Here is a 16288-nt window from a genome sequence, read left to right on the forward strand (position 1 = left end):
GTTTAAGACTAAGACGTTGATAGGCTGGGTGTGTAAGTGCAGCGATGCATTGAGCTAACCAGTACTAATGATCCGTGAGGCTTAACCTTACAACACCGAAGGTGTTTTAGAGACGAAGAGATTTTCAGCGAAGTTCCGAGATTGGTTCTGATGGCGACACGAGAGTGAAGCGGTTGGAATGAAACAGAATTTGCCTGGCGGCAATAGCGCGGTGGTCCCACCTGACCCCATGCCGAACTCAGAAGTGAAACGCCGTAGCGCCGATGGTAGTGTGGGGTCTCCCCATGCGAGAGTAGGACACTGCCAGGCATCAAATAAAGCCGAAAGCCCTGAACTGACGTTCAGGGCTTTTTGCTATGCGTAAAACGCAAAAAAGCGCAGCTACGCTGCGCCTTTCAACCACTCGACAATAAAGTCGGCGATGCTTTCCGGTTGATTGAGATCCAACTGCTTAGCCGCGATGGATAGCGGCTGGTCGCTGGCTACCGCCACGACAAATTTATCCAGCATGTCTTCCAACGGTCTGCCGATCTCGGCCCGATAAAGCAGGATCTTGCTGACCGGTTCATGTTTGAACCCTTCCACCAGAATCAAATCGACCTTATCGGCGTCAAAACGCCCTGCCAGGTAGCGTAGATCCAAAGGTTGTTGCTCCGGCGTTTCGGTCATCAATGCCCAACGGCGATCGCTGGCGACCAGCGTTTGGTCGGCACCCGCTTTGCGCAGCTCATAGCTGTCTTTACCCGGCGTATCCACATCCATGTCGTGATGCGTATGCTTTATCAGCCCAACCCGCACCTGACGCTGTTTCAGCATTGGGATCAATTGCTTGAGCAGGGTGGTTTTCCCCGTCCCGCTGTAGGCGCCGATGGCCAGCAAAGGGGGCAATGAACGATTCATGTTTTTAGCTCTCGTGCTTGCTGCCAGTGCAGGCAGTCTTCCGGCGTATTCAGGTTATGAAATGCCGTTTGCTGCCCGCTGAACACCACGCGTTGTGCGTTAATCTGATGCAAGAACAGCATCAGCTTGCGTTCACCGCGCGCCAGATAGTCGGCCAGCTGCGGCGCTATTTGGGTATGCAATAATGCCAGCGTAGGGTGATCTCGTTCACCATCGCTGGCAAAGGCTGCTGGCGCCGCGCCTTTTTGCCGCCATAGCTGCGCGACTAAGTCGGCGGGAAAGTCGGGGACGTCACAAGGGACAAAAGCCACCCACTCGCTAGGAGATTGCTTGAGCCCGGCGAGCATCCCGGCCAACGGCCCGGCGAAATCGGGCGTCAGATCGCCAATCACCGGCAAACCGCTCGCCTGGTAACGTGCCTGATTGCGATTGGCGCTGATGGCGACGGAAGCCACTTGCGGCCGTAACCGAGCCAATACGTGTTGATAGAGTGCGATACCGGCAATTGACACCAGGCCTTTGTCTTCACCGCCCATACGCGTGGCCCGTCCGCCGGCCAAAATGACGCCGCTGATTTCTTTATGCATCTCGTTTATCCCGCCTTGTCGATGCGCTGATTGTAGCGCTAAAGCCGGCGCGACATCAGGATTTACCTTTATTGACAAGCCGGTTCTTTCACTGCGTGGGTAAGCCTGTTACTTTGTGAGTTTATTCATGCTATTGGACGATATTGAGATGAAAACGCATCGCGTAAACGAGTTGATCGAGCTGTTGCACCCGGCCTGGCAGGAAGATCCCGATCTCAATTTGATGCAGTTTTTGCAAAAGCTGGCGCAGGAAGCGGGCTTCCAAGGCGAGTTGTCCGAACTGAGCGACGACATTCTTATTTACCATCTGAAAATGCGCGGCAGCGCCGGCACGGATCAGATCCCGGGCCTGAAGAAAGATTACGAAGAAGATTTTAAAACGGCGCTGTTGCGCGCTCGCGGCGTTATCAAGGACTGATCCTCGCGCGGTGCGAGAAAGCATAGCTCGTGAAAGGCGCCATTAATGCTACTATTTCTCATTCCCGGCACCGTGCTGTCAGCGATCAAACGAACGTTATGAATAACTCTGCTTTTAATTTCGACACCCTGTCGCCCGATTTGATTATGGACGCGCTAGAAGGGGTTGGCCTGCGCGTCGATTCCGGCCTGACGGCGCTGAACAGCTATGAGAACCGCGTCTATCAGTTTATAGACGAAGATCGCCGGCGCTACGTAGTGAAGTTTTACCGCCCGGAGCGCTGGAGCGCCGCACAAATCGGTGAGGAACATCAGTTCGCTCTGGATCTGGCCAGCGCGGAAATTCCGGCGGTGGCGCCGCTGGCGCTGCAAGGCGCTACGCTGCATACGCACTGTGGATTCTTCTTTACCCTGTTTCCCAGCGTGGGCGGGCGCCAATATGAGATAGACAACCTGGATCAGTTGGAATGGGTGGGTCGTTTCCTGGGCCGTATCCATCAGGTCGGCGGCGAGCGTTTGTTCGCCGAACGGCCGACGATGGGGGTTGAAGAGTATCTCACCGCCCCGCGTCAGGTGTTGGCCGATTGCGGGCTGTTGCCGGCAGCACAGCGTGACGCGTTCCTGCTGGCAACGGACAACCTGATTGCGGCGATCAAGGCGCACTGGCATCTGGACTGGCAGCCGCGCCGTTTGCACGGTGATTGCCATCCGGGCAATATTCTGTGGCGCGACGGCCCGCTGTTCGTCGATCTTGATGACGCGCGTAACGGCCCGGCGGTGCAGGACTTGTGGATGCTGCTGCACGGTGAGCGGCGCGATCAATTGATGCAGCTGGACGTCTTGCTGGAAGCGTACGGCGAATTTGCCGAGTTCGACCAACGCGAGCTGGCGTTGATTGAGCCGCTGCGGGCGATGCGCATGGTGTATTACCTGGCTTGGGTCGCCCGCCGTTGGCAGGATCCGGCCTTCCCTAAGAGTTTTCCGTGGATGGCGGAGTCTGATTTCTGGTTGTCTCAGACTGCGGCCTTCACCGAACAGGTTAAGCTGTTGCAGGAGCCCCCTCTGCAGCTGACGCCAATGTATTGAAGCTTTAACACAATGGAGAGTTTAGTCTTATGAAAAAAATATGGTTGGCGCTCGTTGGCATGGTGATGGCCTTCAGTGCCTCGGCGGCACAGTTTAGCGATGGCGCTCAGTACGTGACCCTGGACAAGCCGGTGACCGGTGAGCCTCAGGTGCTGGAGTTCTTCTCCTTCTACTGCCCGCACTGCTACCAGTTCGAGCAGGTCTATCACGTGTCCGAGAACGTGAAGAAGGCGCTGCCTGCCGGCACCAAAATGACCAAGTACCACGTTGAGTTCCTGGGGCCGCTGGGCAAACAGCTGACTCAGGCATGGGCGGTGGCGATGGCGCTGGGCGTGGAAGACAAGGTAAGCCCGTTGATGTTTGAAGCGGTGCAGAAAACCCAGACCGTGCAAACGCCGGATGATATCCGTAACGTCTTCGTGAAAGCGGGCGTGACCGCCGCAGATTATGACGCGGCATGGAACAGCTTCGTGGTGAAATCTCTGGTGGTTCAACAGGAGAAAGCCGCGGAAGATCTGCAACTGCGCGGTGTGCCGGCGGTATTCGTGAACGGCAAATACATGGTTAAAAACGATGGCCTGGACACCAGCTCGATGGACGCTTACGTGAAGCAGTTCGCCGACGTGGTTAAATTCCTCAGCCAGCAGAAATAAGCCAGATTCAACATGAAAAACGCCGGCGTTCGTTGCCGGCGTTTTTTTTATCCGTATTGCCGCTTCAATTTATCCAGCAGCCGGTCTTTTTCCTGCCACAGCGTATTCAGCCACAGTTGGAAACGCCGCTTGAACTGCTTGTCGTTGAAATAGTCCCCGTGCAGGGTTTCATCGATCGGTAGCGTCTCTATTCTTACCACGATGCGCGTCAAACGACCGCACAGCATATCCAGAAAAGGCCGTTGGTTATTTTCCGGATAGAGCAGGGTGACGTTCAACACTTTGTCGAACTGATTGCCCAGCGCGCTAAGGGTAAACGCGATGCCGGCGGCTTTGGGCGCCAGCAAATTGCGATACGGCGAATTGCTTTTAATTTTCTTGGCTTCGGTGAAGCGCGAACCTTCGACGAAATTGACGATGGTGGTTGGACGTTGACGGAATTTTTCGCAGGAACGGCGCGTGGTTTCGATATCCTTGCCGCGCTTCTCCGGATGCTTGAGCAAATAGGCGCGGGAGTAACGCTTCATGAATGGCATATCCAGCGCCCAGCAGGCCAGGCCGACAAAAGGCACCCAGGCGAGCTGTTGCTTGAGGAAATACTTATTCATTGGAATATGATTTCTGAACAGCACGCACAACACGACAATGTCTGACCAGCTTTCGTGGTTGCTGATCAGCAGATACCAGTTTTTGCGATCCAGCCCTTCCAGCCCTTCAATATCCCAACGCAATTGCCCGTTAATGCGCAATAACAGCGCCAGCCCCTGACACCAACACCACATCATGAAATCGGCGAAAGCAGAGATATATCGCCAGACGGCGGGAATGGGCACCAGGAGTTTCACGATGCCGGCCAGCGTGATGGGGATAGAACACAACACCGTCACCAGAATGGTGAGTATGACGGAAATGATAAAGATAACAGGCGTTAACAATCTTGGCATGGTTATGGGCTGACGGTTGTTGGGAACATCGTTGCATGCCGAAGCGCATGAACAAAAGCCTATTTTAACAGAGAATGTCGGGGTAAAGCGCCGCTAAAAATCACTGTTTTTGGCCTCGCCGGATAACCATTTGCCGAGTTTTTGTGCAACTTGTCCAGCTTGTGCTAAGGTAATTGAGGCGCCGAATTTGATTAATAGTGCGATTAAAATCCGGCGAAAGTTATATCCACAAATCCAATAAAAGCCAGTAATAAAGCGTCGCCGGAATTCGTTCTTTTAACGCGGTGATTTAAATAGGAATTTTATTCGCCATTATAACGATAATCACAACGTTATAATTCGGTCTCTTTTCTATGCACAAAGTTATCCACAGGTAAGATCTTGCGGATCCTCGCGCACAATCTCATCATTTTCGTCCGCAATGCACGCTAAGGTTCGTCTCCGGCGGCCAGCTATGGCATGCTTACCCCTATGTCCGATCACGATAAAGAAACGCTATGGCCCAGATTGCAGAAAACCCACTAATCCTGGTTGACGGTTCCTCCTACCTCTACCGCGCTTATCACGCCTTCCCGCCGCTGACCAACTCGGCGGGCGAGCCGACCGGCGCGATGTACGGCGTGCTGAATATGCTGCGCAGCCTGCTGCTGCAGTATCAACCGAGCCACGTTGCCGTGGTGTTTGATGCCAAAGGTAAGACCTTCCGCGATGATCTCTTCGCCGAATACAAATCGCACCGGCCACCGATGCCGGACGATCTGCGTGCGCAGATCGAGCCGCTGCACAACATGGTCAAGGCGATGGGCCTGCCGCTGCTGGTGACGCCCGGCGTTGAGGCGGACGACGTCATCGGTACGCTGGCGCTGGAGGCCGAAAAAGCTGGCCACGCGGTGCTGATCAGCACCGGCGACAAAGACATGGCGCAGTTGGTGACGCCGAACGTCACCCTGATCAACACCATGAACAACACCATCCTCGGCCCGCAGGAAGTGTGCGACAAGTACGGTATTCCGCCGGAGCTGATCATCGACTTCCTGGCGCTGATGGGCGATTCATCGGACAACATTCCCGGCGTGCCGGGCGTGGGTGAGAAAACCGCTCAGGCGTTGCTGCAGGGTATCGGCGGGCTGGATGCGCTGTACGGCAATCTGGAGAATATCGCCACGCTGAGCTTCCGCGGCGCCAAAACCATGGCGGCCAAGCTGGAGCAGAACAAAGAGGTCGCGTACCTCTCCTATAAGCTGGCGACGATCAAAACCGACGTTGAGCTGGATCTGACCTGCGCGGATCTGACGGTCTCTGCACCGGATGTCGATACGCTGCAGCAGCTGTTCAAACAGTACGAATTCAAACGCTGGCTGGCGGACGTGGAAGCCGGCGTATGGCTGGAAAACAAGAAAGGCGCGGGAGCGAAAGCTGCCGGCGGCGCCAAACCGGCCGCCGCCGCCGCCGCGGAAGCGCCGAAGGCGCTGGCGGAGGCCAAGCTGTCCCAGGACGGTTATGTCACCATTCTGGATGAAGCGGCCTTTACCGACTGGCTGGCGCGGCTGAAAAAGGCCGATGTGTTTGCCTTCGATACCGAAACCGACGGTCTGGATACCCTGACCGCCAACCTGATCGGCCTGTCCTTCGCGATCGCGCCGGGCGAAGCGGCTTATTTGCCGGTGGCGCACGATTATCTGGACGCTCCGCCACAGTTGGACCGCGCCTACGTGCTGGAAGCGCTCAAGCCGCTGCTGGAGGACGATAAGGCGCTGAAGGTCGGGCAAAACCTGAAGTTCGACATGAGCCTGCTGGCGCGCTACGGCATTGAGATGCGCGGCATCGCCTACGACACCATGCTGGAGTCCTATGTGCTGGACAGCGTCGGCGGCCGTCACGATATGGACAGCCTGGCCGATCGTTATCTGAGCCATAAAACCATCACCTTCGAAGAGATCGCCGGCAAGGGCAAAAACCAGCTGACGTTCAATCAGATCGCGCTGGAGCAGGCGGCGCCTTACGCCGCCGAAGACGCCGATGTCACGCTGCAGTTGCACCTGGCGATGTGGCCGCAGTTGAAACAGAGCGCAGAGCTGCTGACGGTGTTCAACGAGATTGAAATGCCGCTGCTGCCGGTGCTGTCGCATATCGAACGCACCGGGGTGCTGATCGATCCGGCCATTTTGTCGGCCCACTCCCAGGAGCTGGCCAAGCGTCTGGCTGAGCTGGAGGCGCAGGCCCACGAGCTGGCGGAAGAGCCGTTCAACCTGGCATCGACCAAGCAGCTGCAGGCTATCTTGTACGAGAAACAAAAGTTGCCGGTGCTGAAGAAAACCCCAGGCGGTGCGCCGTCCACCAACGAAGAAGTGCTGGCCGAGCTGGCGCTGGATTACCCGCTGCCGAAGGTGATCCTGGAATACCGCGGCCTGGCGAAGCTGAAGACCACCTATACCGACAAGCTACCGCTGATGATCAACCCGGTCAGCGGCCGGGTACACACCTCGTACCATCAGGCGGTGACTGCGACCGGCCGTCTCTCCTCGAGCGATCCGAACCTGCAGAACATCCCGGTGCGCAACGAAGAAGGGCGGCGCATCCGCCAGGCTTTCATCGCGCCGGAAGGCTACCGCATCGTCGCGGCCGACTACTCGCAGATCGAGCTGCGCATCATGGCGCATCTGTCACAGGATGAAGGGCTGCTGAAGGCCTTCGCCGAAGGGAAAGACATTCACCGCGCCACGGCGTCGGAAGTCTTCGGTGTGCCGTTGGATAAAGTGACCGGCGAACAGCGCCGCAGCGCCAAGGCGATTAACTTTGGCCTGATTTACGGCATGAGCGCCTTCGGCCTGGCGCGCCAGTTGGGGATCCCGCGTGGGGAAGCCCAGCGCTATATGGATCTGTACTTCGAGCGTTACCCGGGCGTGCTGGACTACATGGAGCGCACCCGTCAACAGGCTTCCGAACAGGGCTATGTCAGCACGCTGGACGGGCGCCGCCTGTACCTGCCGGACGTCCGCTCCAGCAACGCCATGCGCCGCAAGGCGGCCGAGCGCGCCGCCATCAACGCCCCGATGCAGGGCACCGCGGCCGATATCATCAAGCGTGCGATGATCGAGGTCGACGCCTGGCTGCAAGGGCAGGAGAAGCCGTTGGTGCGCGCGATCATGCAGGTGCACGATGAATTGGTATTTGAGGTGCATGAGTCGGTGATCGAAGAAGCCAGCCAACGCATCCGCCAATTGATGGAAGGCAGCATGACTCTGGCGGTGCCGCTGAAGGTCGACGTGGGCGTCGGCATGAACTGGGATGAGGCGCACTGATTACCGGGTTATCGCCGGATGCGCTAACTGGCGATAACCTAAGCACTTTTCGTAATTAAGCTACAAGATGCGGCGATAGTTTCCCCAACTTCGCCGTTCTTGCGCCGCAAATTGTGTAAGTAAACTACAAAAAATTCTTTTGCCCTGCGAAAAAATAAGGTAGAGTTACAGGCGTAGGGTACAGAGGTAAGATGTTCTATCTTTCAGACCTTTTACTTCACGTAATCGGATTTGGCTGAATATTTAGCCGCCCCAGTCAGTATTGACTGGGGCGTTTTTTATTGTAAAAACAGCAGCAAACCATACGTTTTTCCTATCGCTCCGCACCGCTTTTCGTTCCTGCTTTCCTCCTTTCGACTCGCGTAATCCGGCGAGATAAGCCAGCCCTGGCGATAAGTTTTTATGATGGCTTTATTTCAGAACTGTAATTAGATAACAAAAAATCCCGCCTGCGGCTGAACTGCGGGTATAAAAAAGCCGATGCGGCGAGGCATCGGCTCTGGCGTTCGGCCTGGGCTTATTCGCCGGCTTCGTCTTCCGGCAGCACTTCCGGTGGGATCTCGTTAAACCAGGTGTCCAGCTTCTGGCGCAGCTTGTCGACGCCGATCTTCTTCAGCGACGAGAAGGCTTCAACCTGGATATCCCCCATAAACGGCAGCACCGCTTCACGCACCATATTGAGCTGCGCCTTGCGTGCGCCGGAGGCCAGCTTGTCGGCCTTGGTCAGCAGCACCAGCACCGGCGTGCCGACGTCGACCGCCCACTGGATCATCTGCTGGTCGAGATCTTTCAGCGGATGGCGAATATCCATCAGCACCACCAGGCCTTTCAGGCTGTTGCGCATCTGCAGGTATTCGCCCAGCGCGCGCTGCCATTTGCGCTTCATCTCTTCCGGCACTTCGGCGTAGCCGTAACCCGGCAGGTCGACCAGGCGGATGCCGTCTTCCACTTCGAACAGGTTGATCAGCTGGGTGCGCCCCGGCGTCTTACTGGTGCGCGCTAGGCTTTTTTGGTTGGTCAGCGTATTCAGCGCGCTGGATTTCCCGGCGTTGGAACGGCCGGCAAAGGCGACTTCAATTCCTGCATCCCCCGGCAGATGGCGAATATCGGGTGCGCTGGTGACGAAATGGGTCACATGATAGTTGTAGTTCTTGCTGGTCAAAATTTTTCGTCTCCGTGAGGATGGCTAACTGGTTGGCGATTATAACTGCATCAGCGGTAAAAATGGCGTGTTTCTCGGTTTTTAAGCGGCGGGACGCGATAAAACGACAGTTATGCCGCGCGTACGTTGTGAGACATTTGCCATTCGAATCGCGGGTAATGTCGCTTTATTCGAAAGTGATGTTTCTGTTTTTATTTTAAAAACAATATGTTGTTTTTTCGTTGTAGGGAAATGTCGTCCAAATCGGCGTCAGGTGCCTTGAGCCTTGGCAACAATAACGTAAAGTAGTCGTTAACGCAGGGTTGCGCAGGATTAAGGAACATCCGGGAAGGATGACAAATCTCAGGGAATGCACAGGGCGTGCAATGAGTGCCAGGATGAACGCAACAGGAAGTGACCCTTTCGCACCGGAACAGGCGGCAGGCACATCGGATGGTGAAGTATTGGCAGTTTGGATGCCGGCAGGAAGCTCGCTCGGGAAGAGCGGATGCGAATGGATTGCGCCATGGACGATTTTTCTTTCAGGATGAAGGACGTAGTGGCAGGGAATGCGGTTATAGCAGAAGGAAAAACCGGGATGTTGCATGTGCGCAAGGAGCGCGTAACTGGAATACCCTTCGCAAGAAGGTGCGAAATAGGCGGCAGGTTTAACCTGCCGCCTTTTTTCTTTGTCCGCTTTCTGCTAGATTCCGCCGCAATTCTATACTGAATCTACATACCTAAGAGCACACGCTATGAACCAGCCATCAAAAGCACCTCGCGGCAGCGCGGCGAAGTCAAAAACGAAAAAGAAAAGCCGTATGGAGCTCGATCAGGAAGCGCGCGAGCGCAAACGCCTGAAAAAGCGCCGCGGCCACGCTTCCGGTTCGCGCACCCAGGTCGAGTCCGGCAGCCAGAAGAACAAATCGGCGGCGGAAGCCAAAGATCCGCGTATCGGCAGTAAAGTGCCGGTAGCGCTGGTGGTCGACGAAACCAAAGTGAAGGCCAAACCGCAGCCGAAGCCAAAGGCCGAAGCGAAACCGCGCCTGTCGCCGGAAGAAGAGCTGGCGAAGCTGGAAAATGACGAACGCCTGAACGCGCTGCTGGATCGCATCGACGATGGCGAAACGCTGAACGCGGAAGAGCAGACCTATGTCGACAAAACGTTGGATCGCATCGATGTGCTGATGGACGTGTTGGGCATCGAACTGGGTGAAGACGACGAAGAAGAAGAAGAGAAGCAGGAAGATATTCTGAAGCTGCTGAAAGGCGGCAACCCGAAAGACGCTTTTTAACGCGCTATGTGGCTAATCCCGGCAATAGCCCTACTCTTGATGTGTTATCTGCTGTGGTTATTCGGTAAACTATGGCGGCTGTCTAAGCGCAAAGCGCGTTTTCGCAGCGCTTCCGTGGCCAGACAGCGCAGACAACCGCCTCTCTCCAGGCCCGGTAGAAAAAGATATCGGAAGGAGTGAGCATGTCAGAGCAGACGATTGTCTGGGATTTGGCCCTGATCCAAAAATATAACTACTCAGGGCCGCGTTATACTTCATACCCCACGGCGCTGGAGTTTAACCAGCGCTACGACGAAGCGGCGTTTCAACGCGCCGTTGCGCGTTACCCTGAGCGGCCGCTGTCGCTGTATGTGCATATCCCTTTCTGTCATAAGCTGTGTTACTTCTGCGGCTGCAACAAGCTGGTGACGCGCCAGACCCACAAGGCCGACGAGTACCTGAACGTTTTGGCGCAAGAGATCGCCAGCCGTGCGCCGCTGTTCGCCGGCCGCAAGGTCGGCCAGATGCACTGGGGCGGCGGTACGCCGACCTACCTGGATAAAGCGCAAATCAGCCGGTTGGTGGCGTTGCTGCGCGAACACTTTGATTTCCTGCCCGATGCGGAGATGTCGATCGAGGTCGATCCGCGCGAGATAGCGCTGGATGTGCTCGATCATTTACGCGTCGAAGGCTTTAACCGTCTGAGCATGGGGGTGCAGGATTTCAACAAGCAGGTGCAGCAGTTGGTCAACCGCGAGCAGGACGAAGCCTTTATCTTCGCCCTGATTGAGCGGGCCAAAGCGCTGGGCTTCCGCTCGACCAATATCGATCTGATCTATGGCCTGCCGAAACAGACGCCGGAAAGCTTCGCTTTCACGCTGCAGCGGGTGGCTGAACTGAATCCCGATCGCCTCAGCGTGTTCAACTACGCGCATATGCCAAACTTGTTCGCCGCCCAGCGCAAAATCAAAGACGCCGATCTGCCCAGCGCCCAGCAGAAGCTGGATATTCTGCAGCAGAGCATCGCTTTCCTGACCGGCGCCGGCTATCAGTTCATCGGCATGGATCACTTTGCGCGCCCGGACGACGAGCTGGCAATCGCCCAACGCGAAGGCAAGCTGCACCGCAATTTCCAGGGCTATACTACCCAGGGCGACAGCGATCTGCTGGGGCTGGGCGTGTCGGCCATCAGCATGCTCGGCGACAGCTATGCGCAGAACCAGAAAGAGCTGAAGCATTACTATGAGAGCGTACCGGCGCAGGGCAACGCCCTATGGCGCGGGCTGGCGCTGACGGACGACGATTGCCTGCGGCGCGATCTGATCAAAACCCTGATCTGCAATTTCCGGTTGGCGTATCAGCCGCTCGAACGGCAATACGGCATCGATTTCACCGCCTACTTCGCCGAAGACCTGCAGCTGCTGGCGCCGTTTGAACGCGATGGGCTGGTGGAGCGCGACGAGCAGGGCATTCGCGTCACGCCGCGCGGGCGCTTGCTGATCCGCAATATCTGCATGTGTTTCGACCGCTATCTGCGGCAACAGGCGCGCAGCCAGCAGTTCTCACGGGTGATCTGAGGATGAAAAAACAGCCGCTGATGCGGCTGTTTTTTTAACTGAAGAAGTTAATCAGCGCGGCGCACAATACCGCGGCAACCGCCGCCTGCGGGGTGTGGCTGGCGGCGGAGCCCAGCTCCGTGCCCTGAGAAATGAATACGATGAATGAGTCCAGCATCGTCAACCTCCAGAGTGTGCGACACGATCATACTGCGCCCGCACCGGCTGTAAAGCCTGCGGTTGGCGTTTTTTTGTGCGCCGGACGGCGTTTTTCATCATCCATCCCCGTTCCTATTCCATACCCAGCTCTTTGAGCTTGCGGGTCAGGGTATTGCGCCCCCAGCCCAGCAGGCGCGCGGCTTCCTGTTTGTGCCCTTGGGTGTGGCGCAGCGCGGTGGTGAGCAGCGTGCGCTCCATTTCCGGCTGTGCTTCCGACAGCAGGTTTTGATGACCGGAACGCAGCGCGCGATCGGCCCACTGCGCCAGCAGCGTGGCCCAGCTGTCCGGCAGACTGTGGCTGGGGCTTTCCGGCGCGGCGGTTTCGAACAGCTCACCCGGCAGATCCTGGATCAGCACTTCCTGCCCGGCGGCCATCACCGTCAGCCAGCGGCAGGTGTTCTCCAGCTGGCGCACGTTGCCCGGCCAGGGCAGGCGGGTCAGCGCGGTTTCGGTTTCCGGGTGCAGGTTCTTGGCCTCGACGCCTAACTCTTTGGCGGCGATCTGCAGGAAGTGGCGCGCCAGCCGCGGGATGTCTTCACGGCGCTCGCGCAGCGGCGGCAGGTGTACGCGGATCACGTTCAGGCGGTGGAACAGATCCTCGCGGAACTTGCCTTCCTGCACCCGCAGCTCCAGATTCTGGTGCGTGGCGGCGATGATGCGCACGTCGACCTTCACCGGCGCATAGCCGCCGACCCGGTAGAACTGGCCGTCCGCCAGCACCCGCAGCAGGCGCGTTTGCACGTCGAGCGGCATATCGCCGATCTCGTCGAGGAACAGCGTGCCGCCGTCAGCCTGTTCAAAACGGCCCTGACGAATTTGGTTCGCGCCGGTGAAGGCGCCTTTCTCGTGGCCGAACAGCTCGGACTCGATCAGATCCTTGGGGATGGCGGCCATGTTCAGGGCGATGAACGGCGACTTGGCGCGCGGGCTGTGGCGGTGCAGCGCATGCGCCACCAGCTCCTTGCCGGTGCCGGATTCGCCGTTGATCAGCACGCTGATCGACGAACGCGACAGCCGGCCGATGATGCGAAACACGTCCTGCATCGCCGGTGCCTCGCCGATGATGTCCGCCGCCGGATCGCTGGCCGGCTGGCTGCGCACCGGCTGCTGCTGCTCCTGATAATGGCTGATGGCGCGCTCGACCAGCGCCACCGCTTCGTCGATGTCGAACGGCTTCGGCAGGTAGTCGAAGGCCCCTTGCTGATAGGCGCTAACGGCGGCGTCCAAATCCGAATGCGCGGTCATGATGATCACCGGCAGCATCGGGTGGCGCTGTTTGATCTGTTTGAGCAGCGCCAGGCCGTCTATGCCCGGCATGCGGATATCGGACAGCAGCACGTCGGGGGTTTGCGTGGCCAAGGCTTCCAGCACGTCATTGCCGCCTTCGAAGGTGGCGCAGCTCAGGCCCGCGCCGGTGAGCGCGCGCTCAAGCACCCAGCGGATGGAGCTATCGTCATCGACGATCCAGACTATCCCTCGTTGCATAGCAAACCTCACTGACGAATGGGCAGGTAGACCGAGAATTCGGTATGACCTGGCCAACTGTTGAATTCAATTTTTCCGCAATGCTGATCGATAAGATTGCGGGCGATGGATAATCCCAGGCCGGTGCCGCCCTCGCGGCCGCTGACCATCGGGTAGAACAGCGTGTCCTGCAGCTGCGCCGGCACGCCGGGGCCGTCGTCTTCAACGTCGATGCGCGCCGCCAGCCGGTAGCGGGTGCCGTGCAGCGTAATCTGAAACGCGGTGCGGGTGCGCAGTGTGATGGTGCCGCCCGCTTCGCCCAGCGCCTGCAGCGCGTTGCGGGTAATGTTCAGCAGCACCTGTTCTATCTGATCCGGGTCGTGGGCCATTTCCGGCAGGCTCGGATCGTAATCGCGCACCAGCGTGACGTTATCCGGCATTTCCAGCGACACCAGTTGGCAGACGCGCTCCGCGACCTGATGGATGCTCTGGGTGATGTGCTGGCCGGGCCGCTGCGGGCCGAGCAGGCGATCCACCAGATTGCGCAGCCGATCGGCCTGCTCGATGATCACCTTGGTGTATTCGGTCAGCGCCGGATCGGGCAGCGCCTTGGCCAGCAGCTGTGCCGCGCCGCGCAGACCGCCCAGCGGATTTTTAATCTCGTGCGCCAAACCGCGCACCAGATCGCGGGCCGCCACCTGTTGGGCATGCTGCAGCTGTTCCTGGCTCAGGCGGCGCTGATTGTCCATCGGCGCCAGCTCGACCAGAATATAGCCTTCCGGCAGCGCCTGAGCGGTCAGGGAAAGGATATGCGCACGGCCGTCGACCACCAGGGTCACTTCGTTGTCGGTGAAGCCCTGACCGGCGCGCAGGCTTTCACGCATCAAAGAGACGTTCAGCGAAAAATAACCGAGCAAATCGGGCAGCGGCGTGCCGAACAGCTTGCGGGAGCTTTGCGCCAGCAATTGCTGTGCCGCAGGGTTGGCGTAGTGAACCGCCAGAGAGTCATCCAACAGCAGGATGCTGTTGATGAGTGAATTGAGGATCTGCCCAGCATCGGGCAGCTTGCCAGTTGCCATACAGCAGACTCCTGCACCTTTTTAGTGCATCTATCCTACTCCATCCGGGATCGGCGCGGTATGGAATAGTTTTGCAGAAAATACGGTGGAGAAAAAAACCCATCCGAAGATGGGCTGAAAGTTTCCACGGCAACAAAAAAGCGATAACAAAAATGTGGGCGCCGTCCGCCTGCGCAGACGGCGCGGGTAGGGCTTAGACGCTGTAGTACAGTTCGAACTCAACCGGGTGTGGCGTCATGCGAATGCGGTCCATCTCTTCTTTGCGCAGTTCGATGTAGGCATCGATCGCATCGTCGGTGAACACGCCGCCGCGGGTCAGGAACTCGCGGTCTTCGTTCAGTGCGGCCATCGCCTCGTCCAGCGAGCCGGCCACTTTTGGGATCTCGGCTTCTTCTTCCGGCGGCAGGTCGTACAGGTTTTTGTCCATGGCGTCGCCAGGGTGGATCTTGTTGATGATGCCGTCCAGGCCGGCCATCAGCAGCGCGGCGAAGCACAGGTATGGGTTAGCCGCCGGATCCGGGAAGCGGGCTTCGATGCGGCGCGCTTTCGGGCTGGCGACCACCGGGATGCGGATGGACGCGGAGCGGTTACGGGCGGAGTAAGCCAGCATCACCGGCGCTTCGTAACCCGGCACCAAACGTTTGTACGAGTTGGTGGTCGGGTTGGCCAGGGCGTTGATCGCCTTGGCGTGCTTGATGATGCCGCCGATGTAGAACAGCGCGGTTTCAGACAGGCCGCCGTATTTGTCGCCGGCGAACAGGTTGGTGCCGTTCTTGGACAGCGACATGTGGCAGTGCATGCCGGAACCGTTGTCGCCGAACATAGGCTTCGGCATGAAGGTCGCGGTTTTGCCGAAAGCGTGCGCCACGTTGTGCACCACGTATTTGTAGATCTGAATTTCGTCGGCTTTCTTGGTCATGGTGTTGAAGCGGGTTGCCACTTCGTTCTGACCGGCGGTCGCCACTTCGTGGTGGTGCGCTTCAACCACCAGGCCCATCTCTTCCATGGTCAAGCACATGGTGGAACGCAGATCCTGCGAAGAGTCGACCGGTGGAACCGGGAAGTAACCGCCTTTCACCGCCGGACGGTGGCCTTTGTTGCCGCCGTCGTATTTTGTACCGGAGTTCCAGGCGCCTTCGATGTCGTCGATGGCCACGTGGGAACCGCGGATGCTGCTGCCGAAGCGGATGTCGTCGAACAGGAAGAACTCAGGCTCTGGCCCGAACAGCACGGTATCCGCGATGCCGGAGGAGCGCAGGAAGTCTTCGGCGCGTTTGGAGATGGAGCGCGGGTCGCGATCGTAGCCTTGCATGGTGCCCGGCTCGAGAATGTCGCAGCGAATAATCAGGGTAGGTTCTTCGAAGAACGGATCCAGAACCGCCGTGCTGGCGTCCGGCATCAGCACCATGTCAGATTCGTTGATGCCCTTCCAACCACCGATAGAGGAGCCGTCAAACATTTTGCCTTCTTCGAAGAAGTCGGCGTTTACCTGGTGAGCCGGGATAGTCACGTGCTGTTCCTTACCCTTGGTGTCAGTGAAACGCAGGTCTACGAATTTCACTTCATGCTCATTCAGCATCGTCAAAACGTGTTCAGCGGACATACTTAACTCTCCCGGTTTATCATTGTCGTCGTCGTGGAACGAATCTGTGGAACTGGCTTTTTT

At 57.8% G+C, this 16288-nt stretch carries 15 protein-coding genes and 2 rRNA genes; 9 read left to right on the forward strand and 8 right to left on the reverse strand.

Annotated elements, in window-relative coordinates; translation table 11 throughout:
• Both ACJ8IM_RS22790 and rrf read left to right on the forward strand, forming a co-directional pair.
• Positions 1 to 89: ribosomal RNA gene (locus ACJ8IM_RS22790) — 23S ribosomal RNA — on the forward strand; the annotation flags it as partial.
• A 104-nt stretch (positions 90 to 193) separates the two neighbouring features.
• A 5S ribosomal RNA gene (gene rrf / locus ACJ8IM_RS22795) occupies positions 194 to 309 on the forward strand.
• Between the two features lie 72 nt (positions 310 to 381).
• On the opposite strand, the gene mobB is transcribed toward rrf, so the two are convergent.
• Complete coding sequence (mobB, locus tag ACJ8IM_RS22800; RefSeq protein ID WP_033654511.1) at positions 382 to 900, reverse strand: molybdopterin-guanine dinucleotide biosynthesis protein MobB; 519 nt, start codon at positions 898 to 900, stop codon at positions 382 to 384.
• Positions 897 to 1487 (reverse strand): molybdenum cofactor guanylyltransferase MobA, encoded by a 591-nt coding sequence (gene mobA, locus ACJ8IM_RS22805; RefSeq protein ID WP_033649755.1) that lies wholly within the window; start codon positions 1485 to 1487, stop codon positions 897 to 899. Before mobA ends, mobB begins: the two co-directional genes overlap by 4 nt.
• Before the next feature lie 148 nt (positions 1488 to 1635).
• Between mobA and ACJ8IM_RS22810 the strand changes: the two genes are divergently transcribed.
• The 3 genes from ACJ8IM_RS22810 (at position 1636) to dsbA (ending at position 3643) form a co-directional block, all read left to right on the forward strand.
• Complete coding sequence (locus ACJ8IM_RS22810; protein WP_033638631.1) at positions 1636 to 1905, forward strand: YihD family protein; 270 nt, start codon at positions 1636 to 1638, stop codon at positions 1903 to 1905.
• Between the two features lie 98 nt (positions 1906 to 2003).
• Positions 2004 to 2990, forward strand: a complete 987-nt coding sequence (locus tag ACJ8IM_RS22815) for a serine/threonine protein kinase (protein WP_033654512.1) — start codon at positions 2004 to 2006, stop codon at positions 2988 to 2990.
• A 29-nt stretch (positions 2991 to 3019) separates the two neighbouring features.
• On the forward strand, positions 3020 to 3643 hold the full coding sequence (gene dsbA / locus ACJ8IM_RS22820; RefSeq protein WP_004931264.1) for a thiol:disulfide interchange protein DsbA: 624 nt from the start codon (positions 3020 to 3022) through the stop codon (positions 3641 to 3643).
• A gap of 47 nt (positions 3644 to 3690) precedes the next feature.
• Here dsbA and ACJ8IM_RS22825 read toward each other — a convergent pair whose 3' ends face one another.
• A complete protein-coding gene (locus ACJ8IM_RS22825; protein ID WP_033636498.1) occupies positions 3691 to 4587 on the reverse strand; it encodes an acyltransferase in 897 nt (298 codons plus the stop codon).
• Positions 4588 to 5084: 497 nt separating this feature from the next.
• On the opposite strand from ACJ8IM_RS22825, the gene polA reads away from it, so the two are divergent.
• Both polA and ACJ8IM_RS22835 read left to right on the forward strand, forming a co-directional pair.
• Positions 5085 to 7889, forward strand: coding sequence for a DNA polymerase I (gene polA, locus ACJ8IM_RS22830; protein ID WP_033654513.1), 2805 nt, complete (start codon positions 5085 to 5087; stop codon positions 7887 to 7889).
• Between the two features lie 191 nt (positions 7890 to 8080).
• A complete protein-coding gene (locus tag ACJ8IM_RS22835; protein ID WP_071892919.1) occupies positions 8081 to 8128 on the forward strand; it encodes a spot 42 RNA, inhibition of DNA synthesis in 48 nt (15 codons plus the stop codon).
• Between the two features lie 278 nt (positions 8129 to 8406).
• Here ACJ8IM_RS22835 and yihA read toward each other — a convergent pair whose 3' ends face one another.
• Positions 8407 to 9051, reverse strand: coding sequence for a ribosome biogenesis GTP-binding protein YihA/YsxC (gene yihA / locus ACJ8IM_RS22840; protein ID WP_019452177.1), 645 nt, complete (start codon positions 9049 to 9051; stop codon positions 8407 to 8409).
• A 734-nt stretch (positions 9052 to 9785) separates the two neighbouring features.
• Between yihA and yihI the strand changes: the two genes are divergently transcribed.
• Complete coding sequence (gene yihI / locus ACJ8IM_RS22845; RefSeq protein WP_049234118.1) at positions 9786 to 10325, forward strand: Der GTPase-activating protein YihI; 540 nt, start codon at positions 9786 to 9788, stop codon at positions 10323 to 10325.
• A 182-nt stretch (positions 10326 to 10507) separates the two neighbouring features.
• Positions 10508 to 11881: an oxygen-independent coproporphyrinogen III oxidase gene (hemN, locus tag ACJ8IM_RS22850; RefSeq protein WP_033654515.1), complete on the forward strand. Its 1374-nt coding sequence runs from the start codon at positions 10508 to 10510 to the stop codon at positions 11879 to 11881.
• A gap of 34 nt (positions 11882 to 11915) precedes the next feature.
• Here the strand turns inward: hemN and ACJ8IM_RS22855 are convergent, their stop codons facing one another.
• From ACJ8IM_RS22855 to glnA, 4 genes are all read right to left on the reverse strand, one after another.
• Complete coding sequence (locus ACJ8IM_RS22855; RefSeq protein ID WP_144337652.1) at positions 11916 to 12038, reverse strand: YshB family small membrane protein; 123 nt, start codon at positions 12036 to 12038, stop codon at positions 11916 to 11918.
• Positions 12039 to 12151: 113 nt separating this feature from the next.
• Positions 12152 to 13564: a nitrogen regulation protein NR(I) gene (glnG, locus tag ACJ8IM_RS22860; protein WP_015379452.1), complete on the reverse strand. Its 1413-nt coding sequence runs from the start codon at positions 13562 to 13564 to the stop codon at positions 12152 to 12154.
• Positions 13565 to 13572: 8 nt separating this feature from the next.
• Positions 13573 to 14622, reverse strand: coding sequence for a nitrogen regulation protein NR(II) (gene glnL, locus ACJ8IM_RS22865; RefSeq protein ID WP_004931246.1), 1050 nt, complete (start codon positions 14620 to 14622; stop codon positions 13573 to 13575).
• A 193-nt stretch (positions 14623 to 14815) separates the two neighbouring features.
• Positions 14816 to 16225, reverse strand: a complete 1410-nt coding sequence (glnA, locus tag ACJ8IM_RS22870) for a glutamate--ammonia ligase (RefSeq protein WP_004931244.1) — start codon at positions 16223 to 16225, stop codon at positions 14816 to 14818.
• Between the last annotated feature and the right edge of the window lie 63 nt (positions 16226 to 16288).

Source organism: Serratia sp. CY33525, from assembly GCF_052169115.1.
Taxonomy (GTDB): domain Bacteria; phylum Pseudomonadota; class Gammaproteobacteria; order Enterobacterales; family Enterobacteriaceae; genus Serratia; species Serratia sarumanii.

Coding starts and splice junctions, on each gene's coding strand:
- polA (WP_033654513.1), top strand. CDS start 5,085: ATGGCCCAGATTGCAGAAAACCCACTAATCCTGGTTGACGGTTCCTCC.
- glnA (WP_004931244.1), bottom strand. CDS start 16,225: ATGTCCGCTGAACACGTTTTGACGATGCTGAATGAGCATGAAGTGAAA.
- ACJ8IM_RS22815 (WP_033654512.1), top strand. CDS start 2,004: ATGAATAACTCTGCTTTTAATTTCGACACCCTGTCGCCCGATTTGATT.
- mobA (WP_033649755.1), bottom strand. CDS start 1,487: ATGCATAAAGAAATCAGCGGCGTCATTTTGGCCGGCGGACGGGCCACG.
- ACJ8IM_RS22855 (WP_144337652.1), bottom strand. CDS start 12,038: ATGCTGGACTCATTCATCGTATTCATTTCTCAGGGCACGGAGCTGGGC.
- ACJ8IM_RS22825 (WP_033636498.1), bottom strand. CDS start 4,587: ATGCCAAGATTGTTAACGCCTGTTATCTTTATCATTTCCGTCATACTC.
- yihI (WP_049234118.1), top strand. CDS start 9,786: ATGAACCAGCCATCAAAAGCACCTCGCGGCAGCGCGGCGAAGTCAAAA.
- hemN (WP_033654515.1), top strand. CDS start 10,508: ATGTCAGAGCAGACGATTGTCTGGGATTTGGCCCTGATCCAAAAATAT.
- glnL (WP_004931246.1), bottom strand. CDS start 14,622: ATGGCAACTGGCAAGCTGCCCGATGCTGGGCAGATCCTCAATTCACTC.
- glnG (WP_015379452.1), bottom strand. CDS start 13,564: ATGCAACGAGGGATAGTCTGGATCGTCGATGACGATAGCTCCATCCGC.
- mobB (WP_033654511.1), bottom strand. CDS start 900: ATGAATCGTTCATTGCCCCCTTTGCTGGCCATCGGCGCCTACAGCGGG.
- ACJ8IM_RS22810 (WP_033638631.1), top strand. CDS start 1,636: ATGAAAACGCATCGCGTAAACGAGTTGATCGAGCTGTTGCACCCGGCC.
- dsbA (WP_004931264.1), top strand. CDS start 3,020: ATGAAAAAAATATGGTTGGCGCTCGTTGGCATGGTGATGGCCTTCAGT.